16 protein-coding genes are annotated in these 16,101 nt (G+C 68.0%); 13 read left to right on the top strand and 3 right to left on the bottom strand.

The annotated features are described in order from the left end of the window. A complete protein-coding gene (locus OU426_RS01695; RefSeq protein WP_267632116.1) occupies window positions 1-1,164 on the top strand; it encodes a TFIIB-type zinc finger domain-containing protein in 1,164 nt (387 codons plus the stop codon). 2 nt (window positions 1,165-1,166) lie between these two features. Here OU426_RS01695 and OU426_RS01690 read toward each other — a convergent pair whose 3' ends face one another. Beyond that, window positions 1,167-1,595, bottom strand: a complete 429-nt coding sequence (locus OU426_RS01690; RefSeq protein WP_267632115.1) for an Hsp20/alpha crystallin family protein — start codon at window positions 1,593-1,595, stop codon at window positions 1,167-1,169. A gap of 186 nt (window positions 1,596-1,781) precedes the next feature. On the opposite strand from OU426_RS01690, the gene OU426_RS01685 reads away from it, so the two are divergent. Further along, the gene (locus OU426_RS01685; protein ID WP_267632114.1) at window positions 1,782-2,708 is read left to right on the top strand and encodes a carbohydrate kinase family protein; all 927 of its coding nucleotides are present in this window, start codon (window positions 1,782-1,784) and stop codon (window positions 2,706-2,708) included. Then, a complete protein-coding gene (dtd, locus tag OU426_RS01680; RefSeq protein ID WP_267632113.1) occupies window positions 2,705-3,142 on the top strand; it encodes a D-aminoacyl-tRNA deacylase in 438 nt (145 codons plus the stop codon). The genes OU426_RS01685 and dtd overlap by 4 nt, the downstream gene beginning before the upstream one ends. Window positions 3,143-3,225: 83 nt before the next feature. Here the strand turns inward: dtd and OU426_RS01675 are convergent, their stop codons facing one another. Both OU426_RS01675 and OU426_RS01670 read right to left on the bottom strand, forming a co-directional pair. Continuing rightward, complete coding sequence (locus tag OU426_RS01675) at window positions 3,226-4,152, bottom strand: DMT family transporter (protein WP_267632112.1); 927 nt, start codon at window positions 4,150-4,152, stop codon at window positions 3,226-3,228. Window positions 4,153-4,157: 5 nt separating this feature from the next. Further along, window positions 4,158-4,955: a crotonase/enoyl-CoA hydratase family protein gene (locus tag OU426_RS01670; protein ID WP_267632111.1), complete on the bottom strand. Its 798-nt coding sequence runs from the start codon at window positions 4,953-4,955 to the stop codon at window positions 4,158-4,160. Between the two features lie 138 nt (window positions 4,956-5,093). Here OU426_RS01670 and OU426_RS01665 point away from each other — a divergent pair, with 138 nt between their 5' ends. From OU426_RS01665 to OU426_RS01620, 10 genes are all read left to right on the top strand, one after another. Further along, complete coding sequence (locus tag OU426_RS01665; RefSeq protein ID WP_267632110.1) at window positions 5,094-6,230, top strand: aminotransferase class V-fold PLP-dependent enzyme; 1,137 nt, start codon at window positions 5,094-5,096, stop codon at window positions 6,228-6,230. Window positions 6,231-6,565: 335 nt separating this feature from the next. Continuing rightward, window positions 6,566-7,027 (top strand): hypothetical protein, encoded by a 462-nt coding sequence (locus OU426_RS01660; protein WP_267632109.1) that lies wholly within the window; start codon window positions 6,566-6,568, stop codon window positions 7,025-7,027. An 84-nt stretch (window positions 7,028-7,111) separates the two neighbouring features. Beyond that, entirely contained in the window at window positions 7,112-8,293 is a 1,182-nt protein-coding gene (locus OU426_RS01655) for a phage tail sheath family protein (protein ID WP_267632108.1), read from the top strand. A gap of 25 nt (window positions 8,294-8,318) precedes the next feature. After that, the gene (locus tag OU426_RS01650) at window positions 8,319-8,789 is read left to right on the top strand and encodes a phage tail protein (RefSeq protein ID WP_267632107.1); all 471 of its coding nucleotides are present in this window, start codon (window positions 8,319-8,321) and stop codon (window positions 8,787-8,789) included. A gap of 1,116 nt (window positions 8,790-9,905) precedes the next feature. Continuing rightward, window positions 9,906-10,754: a CIS tube protein gene (locus tag OU426_RS01645; RefSeq protein WP_267632106.1), complete on the top strand. Its 849-nt coding sequence runs from the start codon at window positions 9,906-9,908 to the stop codon at window positions 10,752-10,754. Continuing rightward, window positions 10,751-12,256 (top strand): phage baseplate assembly protein V, encoded by a 1,506-nt coding sequence (locus tag OU426_RS01640; protein WP_267632105.1) that lies wholly within the window; start codon window positions 10,751-10,753, stop codon window positions 12,254-12,256. Before OU426_RS01645 ends, OU426_RS01640 begins: the two co-directional genes overlap by 4 nt. A 2-nt stretch (window positions 12,257-12,258) precedes the next feature. Then, window positions 12,259-12,606 (top strand): hypothetical protein, encoded by a 348-nt coding sequence (locus OU426_RS01635; protein WP_267632104.1) that lies wholly within the window; start codon window positions 12,259-12,261, stop codon window positions 12,604-12,606. Then, on the top strand, window positions 12,603-13,034 hold the full coding sequence (locus OU426_RS01630; RefSeq protein WP_267632103.1) for a GPW/gp25 family protein: 432 nt from the start codon (window positions 12,603-12,605) through the stop codon (window positions 13,032-13,034). Before OU426_RS01635 ends, OU426_RS01630 begins: the two co-directional genes overlap by 4 nt. After that, window positions 13,027-15,576 (top strand): baseplate J/gp47 family protein, encoded by a 2,550-nt coding sequence (locus OU426_RS01625; protein ID WP_267632102.1) that lies wholly within the window; start codon window positions 13,027-13,029, stop codon window positions 15,574-15,576. The genes OU426_RS01630 and OU426_RS01625 overlap by 8 nt, the downstream gene beginning before the upstream one ends. Continuing rightward, window positions 15,563-16,099 (top strand): phage tail protein, encoded by a 537-nt coding sequence (locus OU426_RS01620; protein WP_267632101.1) that lies wholly within the window; start codon window positions 15,563-15,565, stop codon window positions 16,097-16,099. Before OU426_RS01625 ends, OU426_RS01620 begins: the two co-directional genes overlap by 14 nt. Window positions 16,100-16,101 lie beyond the last annotated feature (2 nt).

The following is a 16,101-nucleotide window of genomic DNA, read 5'->3' as shown; positions in this document are numbered from 1 at the left end:
ATGGACGGTCGCGATCTGGGCGGCGTGCCGAAAGCAGACCGCCGCTTTCCCTGCCCGAGCTGCGGCGCGGACTTGCGCTTCCAGCCCGGCGAGGGGCGGCTCATCTGCGACCATTGCGGTCATACCGAACCGCTCGCCTCGCCCAGCCCCGCACGCGGCGCAATCTCCGAGACCGCCTTCCGGCGCGGGATCGAGGCGGAACTGCCCGCCGCCGAGACCGAGGAAAAGCGCCTGTCGCACTGCCCCAATTGCGGCGCCGAAATTACCTTCGATCCGGGCCTTCACGCGATGGATTGCCCATTCTGCGCCACGCCGGTCGTCGCCGATCCTGGCACCACACGGCAGATCAGGCCGAAAGGGGTTGCGCCTTTCCTTGTCACGGAAAACGAGGCGCATCAGGCGATGAGCCGTTGGCTCGGCTCCCTGTGGTTCGCGCCTTCCGGCCTTGTCGACTATGCCCGCAAGGGCCGTCGTCTGGAAGGCATTTACCTACCCTTCTGGACCTTCGACGCGCGCACCCGGTCGGACTATAGCGGTCGGCGCGGCACGATCTATTACACCGAGCGCCCGGTGACGGTTCGCGATCAGGCCGGGCGGATGCGGACCGAGATGCGACGCGAACAGCACATCCGCTGGACTGCGGTTTCAGGCCGGGTCGCGCGCGATTTCGACGATGTTCTGGTGGCCGCCTCGCGGTCGCTCCCCGCGAGCCACGGCGAGGCGCTCGCGCCCTGGGACCTCACGCGGCTGGAACCCTACCAACCGGAATATCTGGCGGGCTTCCGGTCGGAAACCTATTCGGTGACGCTCGACGACGGTATGGATGCGGCGCGTGCGGTCATGGACCGCACGATCGAGCGTGATATCCGCTTCGACATCGGCGGCGACCGCCAGCAGATAAACGACGTGAATACAGAGCTTTCCGGTGTGACCTTCAAACATATTCTCTTGCCGGCCTGGACCGCTGCCTACCGGTTTCGCGGCAGAAGTTTCGGCTTTGTCGTGAACGGCCAGACCGGCAAGGTCAGCGGCGACAGGCCCTGGTCGGGCGTCAAGATCGCCGCTGCGGTTGTTCTTCTGGCGCTTGTGATCGGCGCAGGCCTGTGGATCGGGCAGGACCCCGACCGGGCCTTCGCGACGCTGCGCCAGCTGATCGGGCGCTGACCTCAGGCCTTGCCGATCGGCACCTTGCGGACCTTCGTTGCCTCGGGGGCTGCGCGCGGCACCGTCAGCGTCAGAACCCCATCCTTCAGCGCCGCCGACAGATGGCCGCCGTCCGCATCGGGCGGCAGGCGGAATGAGCGGGAAAAGCTGCCGAACTGGCGTTCGCTGAAATACCAGGTTTCACCTTTCTCCTCGCGGGTCGTGCGTTTCTCACCCCTCACGCTGACCACGCCGTCATCGATGGTGACCTCGATATCCTTCTCCTCGACCCCGGGCAGCTCCAGCGAGATCCGGTAGAGCTTGTCGTCGGACGAGGCTTCGGACGCGGGCGCGACCCATTCGGCAATCTTGGCGCCGAACTGGCGGAAGGGCTCGTAGAAAGACGGCCAGAACCCGCCCGACAGACCCGGCAGGGACGCTTTCTCGACCATGATGGCCTCCTCTCGTTGGGAATGCGTCATTCTACTGCATGTCGCCGGGCGACGCCTTGACCTGCGTCAACAGAACAATGGGAATCAGCACCCAGTTTCGGTTGCGAGGCATGTGGAGCGTCGCTAAGAGGGCGTTGTTACCGCGAACATCAGGCGTGAGCGGTCGGATCAGATCAGGGGGATGCAATGATCCTGTGCAATGGCGAGGCGCTGATCGACATGCTGCCCCGCGAAACCGCGGCCGGAGAGGCGACCTTCGCCCCGCATGCGGGCGGCGCGGTCTTCAATACCGCCATCGCTCTAGGCCGCCTCGGCGCTCCGGTTGGTTTCTTTTCCGGCGTCTCAACCGATCTGTTCGGAAGGCAGCTCGAAGAGGTGCTGACGGCGTCAAAGGTCGATTGCACGCTTCTCGCGCGCAGCGACCGGCCGACGACTCTGGCGTTTGTCACGCTGCAGAATGGTCAGGCGAGCTATGCCTTTTACGACGAGGGGACGGCTGGCCGGATGCTGGGTGTAGTGGACCTGCCCGCCCTGCCCGCCCATGTCACGGCCCTGTTCTTCGGCGGCATCAGCCTGGTGTCAGAACCCTGTGGCGGCGCCTATGAAGCGTTGATGTTGCGCGAGGCGCGCACGCGGGTCACGATGATCGACCCCAATATCCGCCCCGGCTTCATCAAGGACGAAGCGGCCTACCGGGCGCGGATCGGCCGGATGATCGCGGCTGCAGATATCGTGAAGCTTTCGGACGAGGACCTGCGCTGGCTATATCGCGAGAGCGGCATCGAGGCCGGGGCGCAGGAGGTGCTGGCGGGCGGGGCGAAACTCGTCCTCGTCACCGAAGGCGCGCAGGGGGCTCACGGCGTCACGCGCGGTGGGTCGGTCTTCGTCCCGGCGCGGAAGGTAGAGGTCGCCGATACGGTCGGCGCGGGCGATACGTTCAATGCCGGAGTTCTGGCTGCGCTTCATGCTGCGGGGCTTTTGACAAAGGCGGCCCTGTCGCAGCTTACGGAGGCAGAGGTCAGGGCGGCTCTGGACCTCGGGGTCCGGGCGGCGGCGGTCACGGTCTCGCGCCCCGGCGCCAACCCGCCTTGGGCGGCGGAGCTTGGTCAGTGAGGGCGCTCGTTCAACGTGTGCATGAGGCCCGGGTAACGGTCGCCGGGCGCGAAATCGGGGCGATCGGCGCGGGACTCCTGATCCTCGTCTGCGCGATGGCGGGCGACGATGAAGACCGGGCAGACGCGCTTGCCGCGAAGATCGCGAAACTCAGGATTTTCCGCGACGATGAAGGGCGGATGAACCGGTCTCTGCTCGACATGGGCGGGTCTGCACTGGTGGTCAGCCAGTTCACGCTCGCCGCCGATACGTCGCGCGGCAACCGGCCGGGGTTTTCGGCGGCGGCCCCGCCGGACGAAGGCAAGCGGCTGTACGAACATTTCTCGGCCGCGTTGCGGGCGCAGGGCATTCACGTTGCCAATGGCGAGTTTGGCGCCGACATGGATGTGAGCCTCGTCAATCAAGGGCCGGTGACGATCTGGCTTGAGGTCTGAGGGGGCGCTCATCGTGCGCCCTCGGCTTCTCTTCGCTAGGGCTGCCCGGCGAGGAGCGACGAAGTCGACGACGAGCCGCCCCTTCAGGGCGTCATCGACCGGCGCTGGCGCGCCCGTTCCAGCCCGAGCTGGCGCTCGCGCCAGATGATAAGGATCCCGGCCAAGATCACCAGCGCCGCGCCGCCGATGACGGCGGGCGTCGGCACTTCGCCGAAGCCAACATAGCCGATGGCAAGCGCGAGCAGCATCGAGGCATAGTCGAAAGGCGCAACCACCGAGGCATCGGCGGACCGGTAGGCGGAGGTCAGCAAGATCTGCCCGATCCCGCCCAGAAGACCGCAGGCGATCAGGATCGCAGCGGTCACTGCGTCGGGCCAGACCCAGCCGAAGGGCAAGGTCACCAGCGACAAGATCGCGGCATTCATCGAAAAATAGAAAACGATGGCACTTGTGGTTTCGCTCGCCACCAGCTTGCGGATGAAGACCTGTGCAAGGGCGGCAAAGACCGCGCCGGTCAGCACCACGACCGCGCCAAGCGCCTCGCGCGCGCCGAGCCCTTCGGCCTCCATCGCGGTCAGGCGCGGCGAGAGGATGACGAGCACGCCCAACAGCCCGAGCGCCACGGTCAGGATACGGAAGGCGCGCACCTCCTCGCCCAAAAACATCGCGGCGAATACCACGGTCAGGATTGGCGCGGCATAGCCGATCGCTGTCACCTCCGGCAGTGGCAGAAGGCCGTAGCCCGCGAAGCTGAAGACCATCGCCGTCGTCCCCGCCAGCCCGCGCCAGAGGTGGCCGATGTAGCTATCGGTCCTAAGGCCCGCGCCTAGGCTGCGCGTGGCCGCGAGCCAGACAAGGATCACCGGCATCGCGAAGGCCGAGCGGAAGAAGACCACCTCGCCCGCGGGCACCCGGTCAGCCACCAATTTGATCAGCGTCGCCATGGTCATGAACACCACGACCGAGGCAAGCTTCAGCGCAATGCCGCGCAGGGGGCCCTGCAGGGCCATCGCCGCTACTCGGGCCGGACCCGGGCGGCGGTCTTGTTGGCAAAGGCCTCAAGCCGCCCGCGTGCCGCCTTCTGGGTATTGACCACGCCCGCGACCACCGCTTCGGCGTAGGCGGCATCGAGGGCTGACATGTTCTGCATATGGCTGATCGCCGAACAGATGGCGAAGTTGGTCAGCGGCGGGTGCGCGGCGGCGATGCGGGCAAGCTCCATCGCCTTGGCCTCGCTGTCCTCGACGAGATACTGGGCGAGTCCCACGGCCACCGCCTCTTCGCCCTTGTAGATGCGCCCCGTCAGCATCATGTCGATCATCCGTGCCTTGCCGACAAGATCGGCCACCCGGATCGTCGCCCCGCCCCCCGTGAAAAGGCCGCGCTGGCCTTCGGGCAGGGCGAAATAAGTGGAGGCATCGGCCACGCGAATATGGGCGGCGGAGGCGAGTTCGAGCCCGCCACCCACGACAGCGCCCTTCAAAGCGGCGATCACCGGCACGCCGCCATATTCCATCTTGTTGAACGCCTCGTGCCAGCGGAGGCACAGGTGCATGAAATCGGCCGGTTCCCGGTCTTCGTTGAAATGTTCGACAAGGTCGAGACCGGCGCAGAAATGCGGCCCCTCGGCCCGGAGCACCACGACCTTCACGCCCGAACGTGGCAGGGCAGTGAAGAGATTGACCAGCTCTTCCACCGTCGCGCTGTCGAGCGCATTGCGCTTTTCGGGTCGGTTCAGAGCGACTGTCGCGATACCGTCGTCATCTACAGAAACGGCGAGGTTCTCAAGCTTCAGGGAATCGGGAAAGCGCATGGTCAGTTCCTTTCGTCGGGCGGAGACTGCCAGAGGCCGCAGTCAAAGGCCATGCCCGGCGGAAAACTTGGTGCGAGCGGTATTTCAAGCTTGAAACACCCTACGCTGAAGGGCAATCTGCGGCCCGAGAGGTGCCCCATGACAGACCTGCCCGACGGATCGCGCTATTTTCTCTATCACTCCATCGGCCAGTATCAGGGCAAGTCGGCCGATCTTACCCGCGCGATGGCGGAGTTTGCGGCTGTCTGGGGCCGCGCTGATGACGGACAATGGCCTGCTGTCCTCGGCCTCAGGCAACGGTTCATCGACCGCTGGCGGGGGATATTGAACGCGCCCGAAGGCAGCGTCACGACTGCCGAAAGCGTGACGGCGGCGGTGTCGCAGCTCATTACCGCCCTGCCCGCGGACCGGCTGCGCGGCAAGCGGCTGCTGATCGCGGCGGACTGTTTTCCGTCAGTCCATTTCCTGCTTGCAGGTCTCGCCGCGCCGATGGGCTTCACGCTCGACACCGTGCCCTTGCGGCAGGGCGCGCACTGGGTCGAGGACGAGGATTATCTTGCGAGCTGGGACGAAAGTGTCGGTCTCGCGCTTCTCACCTGGGTTTCGTCGACATCGTCGCACCGGATTGCGCTTGAACCGCTGGTCGCGCACGGGCGGCGTATGGGCAGCCTGATCGGCGTCGACATCACGCAGGGTGCGGGCCTTCTGCCGTTCGATGTCACCGCGCCTGCTGTCGATTTCGCCGTCTCGACCAGTCTGAAATGGATGTGCGGCACGCCGGGTGCCGGTGCGCTCTATGTTGCGCCGACGCTGTTGCCCGACTGCGAGCCCCTGCTGCGCGGCTGGTTCAGCCAGGACAATCCCTTCCGCTGGGACCTCGACCGATTTGCCTTTGCCCCCGACGCGCGCCGCTTCGATCATGGCACGCCGGGCGTGATGGCCGCCGCCGCCTCGCTACCCGCGCTTGACTGGCATGCGGGGCAGAATCCGGCGGCGCTCCTCGCGCATAACCGGTCCCTTTCCGCCGCGATCCTTGAAGGTCTCGACGATCTCGGCCTGACGCTCGCCTCGCCTCGCGACCCGGACCAGCGCGGCGGCTCGCTGATGGTGCGTTTGCCGGAAGGCCGGCCTGCCCCGGCTCTTGTCGACCGGCTGCGACAGGAGGGAGTAAATTGCGATGCGCGCGGGCAGACGCTGCGGCTGTCACCCGGCGTGATGACGACGATGGACGGGGTCGCGGCGCTGATCGCAAGCCTCGCGGGCGCCCTGCGCTGACCTCGAAACCATCGACCTTCGCAGACCTTTTCGCCTTCCGCGTGCAATCTGCCCCAAGGTAAGGTTTTGCAGACTTTTGCAGCTTGCAAAGGTGACCTAACGTCAGTTCAGGCCGTGCGGGGCCCTCGCCATTCGTGTTCCAGCGTCAGGAGGCGCAGGCGCGGGAGGTCCGGCATGCGAGTGATTGCGATATTGAAGATGTTTTCCAGCCGGTAGCGCCCAAGCGTTCCGGCGCCTGGCGGGATTTTCCCGGCCGCCGGGCCTGTCTGATTGACTGTCCGTAGCGAGTGACCGGGTCTGTCCATTCTTGACCGCTTTTGACTGCAGGATTGCAAATGGCAACACATGCGCTTCTTGACTGGTGCAAAGCCAACGCGGGCGCGCTTCCCGTCTCGCTCGCCGCAGGTGCGGCTGAGGACAGGACCGGCATCACGCTCCGCCTTGTTGCGGCGTCCGAGGCGACGAGCCTCAGCGATCTCGCTGTCCGGCCGCACCGGCTGTGCCTCACCTACCGGATCTCGGTTTCGGATGACGAGCCCGCCGCCGCGCACGCCGCGCTGATCGAATTGATGTTCGCCGCGCTTGCGACCCCGGTGCTGACCGTGACCACGCCCGCTGGCGATGTTTTGTCGCTGCCGATGGCTCTCGTCTCGGGTCAGGCGGCGATCGCGCGCTACGGCGCCTTCGCCGATCCGGCGAGCCTTTACCTCGATGTGACCATCGAACGCGCCCGCCCGGGCCGTACCGCGGGCGTGGTGCAGGAGCCGCCGGTGCTGCGCACCAAGCGGATGAACTGATTAGTCGCCGCCGGGCCGAACGCCCGGGCGGCAAGGATCGACGCGACCGGGGCATCAGGCCCCTCGAACAGGAGGAAAGTCGCAATGGGTGAATATCTGACCCCCGGCGTCTATGTCGAAGAGGTAAGCACCGGCGCACGGCCGATTGCCGCCGTCGGCACCACGACCGCCGCCTTCATCGGCACCGCCTCGAAGGATTTCCGGCGGGGAGAGCCGGTACAGGTAGTGAACTGGGGCGAGTTTCGCGACCGGTTCATGGCCGAGGCGCCGCGCGCCACGCCCTTCGAGAACGCAGTGGCGGGCTTCTTTCTCAATGGCGGCTCGCGGGCCTATGTGGTCAATGTCGCGGGCGCGGGCGATATTCCCGCGGCGCTGGAACGGCTCGCGGCGCTCGACGATGTGGCGATGGTCGCGGCGCCGGGCCTGTGCGACTTCGCGGTCGCCGACCTGCTTCTGACCTTCTGCGAGCGGCAGGGCAGCACCTCTTTTGCCATCCTCGACGGCCCGGCGGACAGTGACGATCTGGGCGCCCTGACCCGGGTCGGTGCGCCGCCCGCCGATGGCGACAAGAAGGGCAAGGCCGACGCCCCCGACAAGAAGGCCGAGGCGGCGCTTCGCCCGCGCGAAAGCGAGCGGGGCTATGGCGCCTTCTACTTCCCCCATATCCAGATCCGCGATGCGCGCGACGCCTCTGTTTTGGTGACGATCCCGCCCTCGGGCCATATCGCGGGCATGTTCGCCCGCAACGATACCGAGCGCGGTGTCCACAAAGCACCGGCCAACATGGTGGTGCGCGGCGCGCTCGGCCTCAGCCGTCGCCTGACCGATGCCGAGCAGGGACAGCTCAATCCCAAGAGCGTTAACGTGATCCGTTTCTTCACCGGCCGCGGCACGGTCCTTTGGGGCGGGCGGACGCTCGCGGCGGAAGCCAGCGAATGGCGCTATGTCCCGATCCGGCGGTTCTTCACCATGGTCGAGACCTCGATCAAGCGCGGCACCGACTGGGTGGTGTTCGAGCCGAATGACGAGCGGCTGTGGAAGAGCATCCGCCGCGATGTCTCGTCCTTCCTCACGCTGCTCTGGCGTCAGGGCGCCCTGATGGGCTCGACGCCCGAACAGGCCTTCTTCGTCAAGTGCGACGCCGAGACCAACACCCAGGACGTGATCGACGCGGGCCGCGTGGTGATCGAGATCGGCCTCGCCCCGGTGAAACCGGCCGAGTTTGTGATCTTCCGCATCGGCCATGCCGCGCCCGATGTGATCTGACCCGTTTCCCGTAAGGAGAAAGAAAATGGCTGAAGCAGCCCAAGCCCAGACCAATGCCGCCCAGGCAGCAATGCCCGAAGATCCTTTGCGCGCCTTTCAGTTCCAGGTCGAGATCGGCGGCGTGACCGCCGGGCATTTCACCGAAGTGACCGGCCTTGGCGTTCGGGTCGAACCGATCAAATACCGCGAAGGCGGCCTCAATCAGATCGTGCGCCATATTCCCGGCCGGGTCGATTATGCGGAAGTGACGCTCCGCTATGGCCTGACGCGCGGTCGCGAACTGTGGGACTGGATGCACAAGTCGATCGAGGGACGTGTCGAACGCCGCGACATCTCGATCCTGATGCTCGATGCGTCCGGTTCGGCCGAGGCGCTGCGCTGGAACCTCTTCGCGGCCTGGCCGTCGGAATGGCAAGGCGCGCCCCTTGATGCGCTCGGGCGCGAGATCGCGGTCGAAACCTTGAGGCTCGCCTTCGACCGGCTGGAAAGGGCCTGAGGGGGCGGCGGTGGGGCTGATCCTCCATATCCGGCAGGGCGCGGCCGAGCTGTTGCGCCGCTGCGCCGACGCGCTTGCGCCGAAGGCGGCCGTGGCTGGGCAGGACGTCGCCCCCGACCCGCTCGCCGCGCTCCGCCTGCGCTATCCGGGAGCGCCGGAGGTCTGGCTCCGCGCGCTCGCGGCGGCGACGCCTGCGGAACGCTCTGTCGGCAGCGACGGCAGCGGGAAATCAGCGCCGGTCAGTGAACTGAACGCCCCGAGCCACAAAAACCTTCCGACGCCAACCGACCCAACTCCTTATAGCGTGCCTACCTCACCGGCGAAGGGTCAAATCACCCATCTTCCGACACCCGCGCCCAAGTCGGTGCACCCGATGCCAACGAATGTACCGCATGGGCCGATTGCGAGGAAACTACGCCCGCGACCGGAGTTTGCGGGCCTCTCAGACGCGAGCGACACACCGGCATCGTGTCCTACCATGGCAAGCGCGCCCGTCCGGCAGGCCCGGACCCTGCTTGACTTCGCGCCGGACGCCAAGGCGCGCCACGTCGCCGATATCGCCCCTCCTGTCGACACTGCGCAGCAGCCCCGAAGCCCACACGCGGCCCCCTTCCTGCGCGCGCCCCTCCTCGGTCCCTTCGTTCCCTCGTCGGGCCAGCCCAGCGAGGAGAGCGCGCAGGGCTCGACGAGCGGCCCGGGCGGGCGGGCCGCCGCTTTCGTGCCGCCGCTGCCCGAAGAGCCCGTCCCTGCCCCGCTTGATGTTCGGGGCTGGCCGCTTGCCGCGCCCGTCCGGACGCTCGACGCGCTGCCCCAGGCGCCACGCGCATATGGCGCATGGCGGGATGGCCCGACCGGCATCGGCGCCCCGGTCGCCGCCTCGGCTCCGCCTCTGCACCGGAGTGGGACCGCGCCAACCCGGCCACCAGCGCCCGAGGTCCGGACGCCCCGCGCGACACCGGCTTTGCGCCAGGCTGATCCACAGGCGGAGCCGCGACAGGTGGCGGAGACCGTCTGGCCCACCCTGCCCTCAGACCCCGCGGCGGCCCGAACGGAACCCGCCCCCCCATACTCGCCCGTCCGCTGGGCAGTGCCCCGCCCTGATCAGGAGGCGCCGACATGGACCGGGTAGTCTTTCTGATCGAAGCGACTGGCGAGCGGATCGCCTGCCTTCTGAACCCCGAAAGCCTGACCTTCTCCCGGCAGGCGGGGCTCCGCACCCGCATGGCGCGCGGCGGCACGATCCTCGGCGCCGCCGGGGCGGACGATCCCCTGATCGTAACCGGCGGCGGGGTGACCGAGGTCGAATTGCAGCTTCTCTTCGATACCGATCTGGCGCAAAGCCTCGATCCGGCCGCAAGTTTCTCGGCGCCCGTGACCCCACCCGTTCCGGCCGGACAGAGCGCCGGAGGTGAAGCCCCCCTGCCCGCCCTTCCGCCGCCCGATCCGGATGTGCGCGACCTGACGCGCCCGCTCTGGAGTCTCGCCGAACCTTCCCGCGCAAGCGGCGCGGCGACCGAGGCGCCGGTGGTGCGCTTCATCTGGGGCCGGGCCTGGAATCTGCCCGCCGTCGTCACCGCCGCCGCCGAGCGGCTGGAACGGTTCAGCCTCGGCGGCATGCCGCAGCGGTCCTGGCTGACCTTGCGGCTGCGCCGGGTGCCGGATACCCAGCCGCCCTCGCCCGACCGGTTCGAGCCCGCGCCCACCCTGCCCGGGCCCGGCGACTATCCGCTGCCGGGCGCGGGCGGCGAAACCGACGCGGCCTATGTCGAGGTGATCGCGGACGCCGACGGCAATGTCGCGACCCCGCTCTATCAGATCGCCAACGATCATCTGGGCTCGCCCGCCGGATGGTCGGCGATCGCCGCCGCCAGTGGCATCGAGGACCCGTTGAGGATCGAGGCCGGAACCGTCCTCACCATCCCCGCAGCAGGCACGGCAACGGCATCAGCGGGAGGCAGCGCATGACGCTCGCGCTCCTCCAGCTGCCGCGCCTGACGCTGACGCTTGACGGCGCTGTCCTTGACGGCGCGCTTGCCGCGCGCCTGACCGAAGTGAGGGTGACACAGGCGCTTGGCGCACCCGCCGTCGCCGAACTTGTCTTCGCCGATCCGCCCGGCGGGGCGACGTCCGGTCTGATGCCCGGCGCGGTTCTTATCGTTGGCCTCGCCGGGGCCGCGGCGCTCTTTGAAGGCAAGGTCACGGCGGTCGCCGCGGAAGAAGCGGCAGACGGGCTCGCCCTATTCCGGCTGATCGCCCGCGATGCCCTGCACCAGCTTGCCCGCCGCCAGAGCCTGATCGCGCTGGAAAGCGCCTCCGCCGCCGATCTGGCCCGGCGGCTCGCGGGCGACATCGGACTCGCGGCACGGGTCGACGAGGCCGCGCCCGCCCGCCATCTGATCCTGCAGGGCGAACAGACCGACCTCGATCTTCTCTGCGACATCGCAGCTGAGGCGGGCCTCTACCCCACCCTCCGCGACGGCGAGCTTCGCCTTCTGTCGCTTGCGGGCGATGGGGAGGAGCCTGTCACACTCGCCCGTGGCCGCAACCTTCTGGCCTATCGCGCCGACCTTTCGGGCGATGGCTGGCTGCCGGGCGGCAGGCATCTCGGCCGCGACGCGGTAACGCTCGACCCGCGCGAGGCGAAACTGTCGCTCGCCCGTCAGGACCGGGTCGAGATGCGCGATCCCGGCGGCGATCTCGGTATGGGCGACCGCGTCTGGCTGAACCGGACAAGCGACAGCGCAGGCGGGGCCGAGGCAGAGCTTCAGGGCGGGATCGACCGGGCAGCGGCGGCTGTGGCGGTGATCGAGGGGCTTGCCGAGGGCGATCCCCTGCTGGCGCCCGGCCGGATCGCCCGGATCGAGGGCACGCCGGGTCCGTTCGCGGGCGATTATGCGCTGACCCGCACGTTGCACCGGATCACTGCCGCCGAGGGCTATGTGACGGAGTTTTCGACCGAACGGCCGAAGCGCCCCGCGCCCGCCCGCTCGACATCGGTCACTATCGGCGAGGTGACCGATGTGAAGGACCCCGAAGGGCTCGGCCGCTGTGCGGTGACGCTGACCGATTTCGGCGCGGCGGCGGCGGGCTGGATGCATGTCGTCATCCCCGGCGCGGGCGCCCGCAAGGGCCTCGCCGCCCTGCCCGACCGGGGCGACAAAGTGCTGGTCCTTCTGCCCGACGGTGATCCCGCGCGCGGCTATGTTGTGGGCGGGCTTTACGGCACCGAACGTCTGCCGAAGGGCGCCGAGGATCAGCCACGCGGCCTCTACCTGCGCTCGCAGGATGGGCAGGTGCTGGAGCTGAAGGGCAAGGACGGCGCGCTGCGCCTCGCCAACCGCTCGGGCAGCCTTCTTGACATCACGCCGCGCCGTACACGGCTTGCCGCCGCCTCCGACATGGTGATCGAGGCGCCGGGCAAGGTGATCACCATCCGCGCCGATGCGATCAAGTTCGAAAGGGGATGAAAATGGCCTTCGCGCTGACCGAAAAGTCGTTCCTGCAATGCGCCCATTCCGGGACGGTCGGTCTGGACGCCTCACAGGATTTCGTCACCGTGGACGGCGTCCTTGCATTGGTGAAACCGGACCTCCTCGACCGCCCGATCGCCGCCTGCCCGCACGCGACCCCCTCGACGCCCCCCTGCACCAAGACCGTCGCGGTCGACGAAAGCCCCGCCTATTCCGCCTTCGTCACCATCGGGGGCAAGGCGCTTTGCAAGGATACGGCCACCGGCCGCACCAACTGGAGCCAGCTCAATATCGTGCCGTTCGGCGTGACCAGTGCGCGGCAGGAGCTTCTGGCGGTGAGTGAATGACGATGCTGACCGGATGGACATTCGACGGACTGAACGGCGAGGCCGTCGCGGGCCGCGCCGTCGCTCTGACACCTGCTGGCGGGGTCGCGATGGTTTCGGGCGATGCGGTGATCCGCCAGTCGCTGATGCTCCTCCTCGCCACCATCCCCGGCGAGCGGGTGATGCGGCCGCTTTACGGCTGCCCGCTAGACCGGCTGGTCTTTGCGCCAAACGATGCGACGACGGCGGGCCTTGCCATCCATTACGTGCGCCAGGCGATCCAGCGTTGGGAACCACGCGTGACGATCCTCAGGCTCGACGCGGGCGCCGATCCATCGGGCGCCCCCGAACGGTTGCGCATCTGGCTCGAATACCGGGTGCGCCTGTCCCAGGTGCGGGGGGAGCTTTCCTTCGCGCTCGACCTCAGTGGAGTGAGCGAAGATGCGTGACGACGCGCCCCTCGACAGCCGCAGTTTCGCCGATCTGGTGGCCGAGGCGAAGGAGATCATCGCCGCCCGCTGCCCGGGCTGGACCGATCTTAACCCGGGCGATCCGGGCATGACGCTGGTCGAGGTTTATGCCTGGCTGACCGAGACGATGCTTTACCGGCTGAACCGCCTGCCAGAGCGGATGCATGCGGAGCTTCTGAAGCTCCTTGGCGTCTCACCGATGGCTCCCGCCGCCGCCGTGGTGACACTGCGCTTCACCCGCGAGGGCGACGAGCGGCCGGAGGCCGAGCTGCCGCAGGGCCTGCATGTGTCGGACGCGAGCGGCAAGATCACCTTCGTGACCCTCGCGCCGGTTCATTTCCCGAAAGACGCGGCCGAGGCGGAAGTGCTGGCCGTGAATGCCGAGATCGTGGCGGCCGAGGTGATCGGCACCGGCAATGGCGACGGCGGGCAAAGTTTCGCGGTGCGCCGTGCGCCGATCCTGCGACCCTTGGGCGCGGCCGAGGAATTGCGCGTGGGCGTCGAATGGCAGGGCGGCGATCTGCCCGCCGAAGCGCGGACGGTCACGGTGGACGGCCGCACCTTCCTTCTGTGGCAGGAAGTCGAGAATTTTGCCGGCCGCATCGCGGCCCGTGCCTATGTCGCCGACCGGAGCACCGGACGGATCACCTTCGCGCCCGCGACCGGCGCGGCGCGGGCGCTGACCGCGACCTTGGCCGATGTGCCGCCTGCCGCCGCGCAGGTCCGCGTCTGGTACATGACCGGCGGTGGGCGAGCGGGGAATGTGGCGGCCGGAACGCTCACCCAACTGCGCGAACGGATACCGGCGATCAGCATCACCAACCCGGTACGGGCGGCTGGCGGCGAGGATGGCGAGACCATCGCCGCCTTCCTCGCACGTGGCCGGGATGCGGTGCGGAATCTTGAATGCGCGGTGACGGCTGACGATTTTACCCAGGCTGCCCTGTCGGCAGGCGGGGTTGCCCGCGCCAAGGCCTATGCCGAGCGCGAGGCCTGGATCTTCGGCCGTCATGGCGTGGTCGAGGTTCTGGCCGTCCCGGGCGTGGCGCCCGACCCAGACACCGGCGCAGTGTCGGCAGATGCGCTGGCAGCGGGTCGAACCGAGCCTTTGCGTGACCGCATCCGCATGACCATCGACGCCCGCCGCCCGATCGGCGTCAGGACCGAAGTCAAATGGGCCAACTGCCTGCCCCTGTCGATCTCGGGCCGCATCGCTGCCGCACCGTCCGAGGATCTCGCTGCGGTGGAACGGCGGGTGATACGTCGGCTGAATGCGCTCGTCTCGCCGTTGGGTGACTGGCCCTTCGGCAAGACGCTGCGGGTATCGGACGTCTATGAGGCGATCCTTGACGATCCGGGCGTGCGCTATGCCGAACAGCTGACGCTGACGACCGAACTTGGCCCCGAGGGCGACACGGCGCGGCTGTTCACCGATCCGCACCAGCCGCGCTGCCTTTATGCTTTGATGGCCGACGGGCTTTATCGTTCGCTCGACTATGCCACAAGCTGGGAACGGGTGCTGACCTGGCCCGACGCGCGGCCCATGGCGATTGCCGCCGATCCCGACCTGCCGGGGTTCCTGGCGGTCGTCGGCCTGACCGCAGACGGCCAGTCGCGGATCGTGGTTTCGCACACCTGCGGTGGGGCCTGGGAGGAGCTGGAACGTATCCAGCATCAGGTGAACGATCTGGCGGTCACGGTGCATGACAGCCGCCGCTGGCTGATGATCGCGGCGAAGAACGGGCTGTTCCAGACCGACCGCGACGGGCCGCGCGGCATCCTGCCGGTCAAGGTCGATGGCGGCGCGGTCGATCAGGGCGGCTTCTATGCGGTTGCGACAGGCACCAGCCAGTCCGGCCAGCGCTTCGCCGCCGTGGCCGCGCGCGGCAAGGCGGGCGTCTGGCTGTCCGCCGCCGCTGGCGTGCCCGGCACCTTCCAGCTTCTGCCCGGCTCGCAGGGCCAGGACATCCGCGCAGTGGAATTCGTGCGCGATGGCGGACAGCTCTGGCTCTGGGCCTCGATCTGGACCGAGGGCGGCGAGGTCGGAAAGGGCCTGATGCGGATATCGGTGCGGGCCGACGGGCTCGACCCGCAGGGCTGGACGGTTCTATCAAAGGGCTGGAAGGGCGGCTCCTGCCTGTCGTTCGCAGTTGCGGGCGCCCGGGTTGCGGCGGGCACCCGTGACGGCGGCGTCCTGATCCTGGACGCGTCCGCCGCCGATCCGGCCTGGACGGCGCCGCTTCTGACATCGGGCCTGCCGATCGACGCCGACCGCGCGCGGCTTCTGCCGGTCGATGCCGTCGCGCTCGGACAGGGCGATCTGCCCCTTCTTTTGGCTGGGACCGAGCAGGGCCTCTTCCGGGGCGATGCGCAGGGCCTTGCCTTCCATCCGGTCGGCGGGCGTCGCTTCACCGACCGCGCGCCCTTGCCGCCGGGCTGGCTTTACTGCGCGGGCGAGCACCGGCTGACCTTCATGAGCGATCTTCAGGCCAAGAAGGAGGCGGCAAATGCGCGCGGTTGAAATCGGGCTTCTTCTGCCGGAGATATACCGAACCAACATGGATGAGGGCGGACCGCTCGCGGCCCTGCTGGAGATTATGTCGGCGCTGCACGGCTCGCTTGAGGCGGCAATCGCCGACCCGCCGTCGCTGATCGACCCGCGGCGTGCGCCCGACCGGCTGGTCTCGACGCTCGCGGGCTGGGTGGGCCTTGCTCGCTATCTCGACCGTCCCGACGATCAAAGCGCTGACCGTCCCTTCCCCGGCGATCTGCGCGAACTGGCAGCCCTTGGCGCCGAACTTGGCCGCCGCAGGGGCAGCGCCGCGACATTGGTGCGCTTCCTTGAGACCGCGACCGGCATTTCAGGTTTCACGGTCGAGGAAGACCCGCACCAGCCCTTCCATTTCCGCGTCACCCTGCCCGAGGCGGCGGCCCCGCGCCGCGAACTCGTGCTTTCGATCATCCATGGCGAGAAGCCGGCCTTCGCGACCTTCGACCTCGTCGCTGCCGCCCAGCCGCCGAGAAAGACAGAAGAGGAGGACTGACA

Origin of the sequence: Frigidibacter sp. RF13, assembly GCF_026626305.1 — a bacterium.
GTDB lineage: Bacteria > Pseudomonadota > Alphaproteobacteria > Rhodobacterales > Rhodobacteraceae > TMP-24.
This window is presented reverse-complemented; position numbering and strand designations above follow the sequence as displayed.

Bases quoted from the DNA above. Each gene is read 5' to 3' on its own strand.
- OU426_RS01685 (WP_267632114.1), top strand. From the start codon at position 1,782: ATGATCCTGTGCAATGGCGAGGCGCTGATCGACATGCTGCCCCGCGAA.
- OU426_RS01635 (WP_267632104.1), top strand. From the start codon at position 12,259: ATGGCCTTCGCGCTGACCGAAAAGTCGTTCCTGCAATGCGCCCATTCC.
- OU426_RS01640 (WP_267632105.1), top strand. From the start codon at position 10,751: ATGACGCTCGCGCTCCTCCAGCTGCCGCGCCTGACGCTGACGCTTGAC.
- OU426_RS01650 (WP_267632107.1), top strand. From the start codon at position 8,319: ATGGCTGAAGCAGCCCAAGCCCAGACCAATGCCGCCCAGGCAGCAATG.
- OU426_RS01630 (WP_267632103.1), top strand. From the start codon at position 12,603: ATGACGATGCTGACCGGATGGACATTCGACGGACTGAACGGCGAGGCC.
- OU426_RS01690 (WP_267632115.1), bottom strand. From the start codon at position 1,595: ATGGTCGAGAAAGCGTCCCTGCCGGGTCTGTCGGGCGGGTTCTGGCCG.
- OU426_RS01660 (WP_267632109.1), top strand. From the start codon at position 6,566: ATGGCAACACATGCGCTTCTTGACTGGTGCAAAGCCAACGCGGGCGCG.
- OU426_RS01675 (WP_267632112.1), bottom strand. From the start codon at position 4,152: ATGGCCCTGCAGGGCCCCCTGCGCGGCATTGCGCTGAAGCTTGCCTCG.
- OU426_RS01655 (WP_267632108.1), top strand. From the start codon at position 7,112: ATGGGTGAATATCTGACCCCCGGCGTCTATGTCGAAGAGGTAAGCACC.
- OU426_RS01620 (WP_267632101.1), top strand. From the start codon at position 15,563: ATGCGCGCGGTTGAAATCGGGCTTCTTCTGCCGGAGATATACCGAACC.
- OU426_RS01625 (WP_267632102.1), top strand. From the start codon at position 13,027: ATGCGTGACGACGCGCCCCTCGACAGCCGCAGTTTCGCCGATCTGGTG.
- OU426_RS01645 (WP_267632106.1), top strand. From the start codon at position 9,906: ATGGACCGGGTAGTCTTTCTGATCGAAGCGACTGGCGAGCGGATCGCC.
- OU426_RS01695 (WP_267632116.1), top strand. From the start codon at position 1: ATGGACGGTCGCGATCTGGGCGGCGTGCCGAAAGCAGACCGCCGCTTT.
- OU426_RS01665 (WP_267632110.1), top strand. From the start codon at position 5,094: ATGACAGACCTGCCCGACGGATCGCGCTATTTTCTCTATCACTCCATC.
- OU426_RS01670 (WP_267632111.1), bottom strand. From the start codon at position 4,955: ATGCGCTTTCCCGATTCCCTGAAGCTTGAGAACCTCGCCGTTTCTGTA.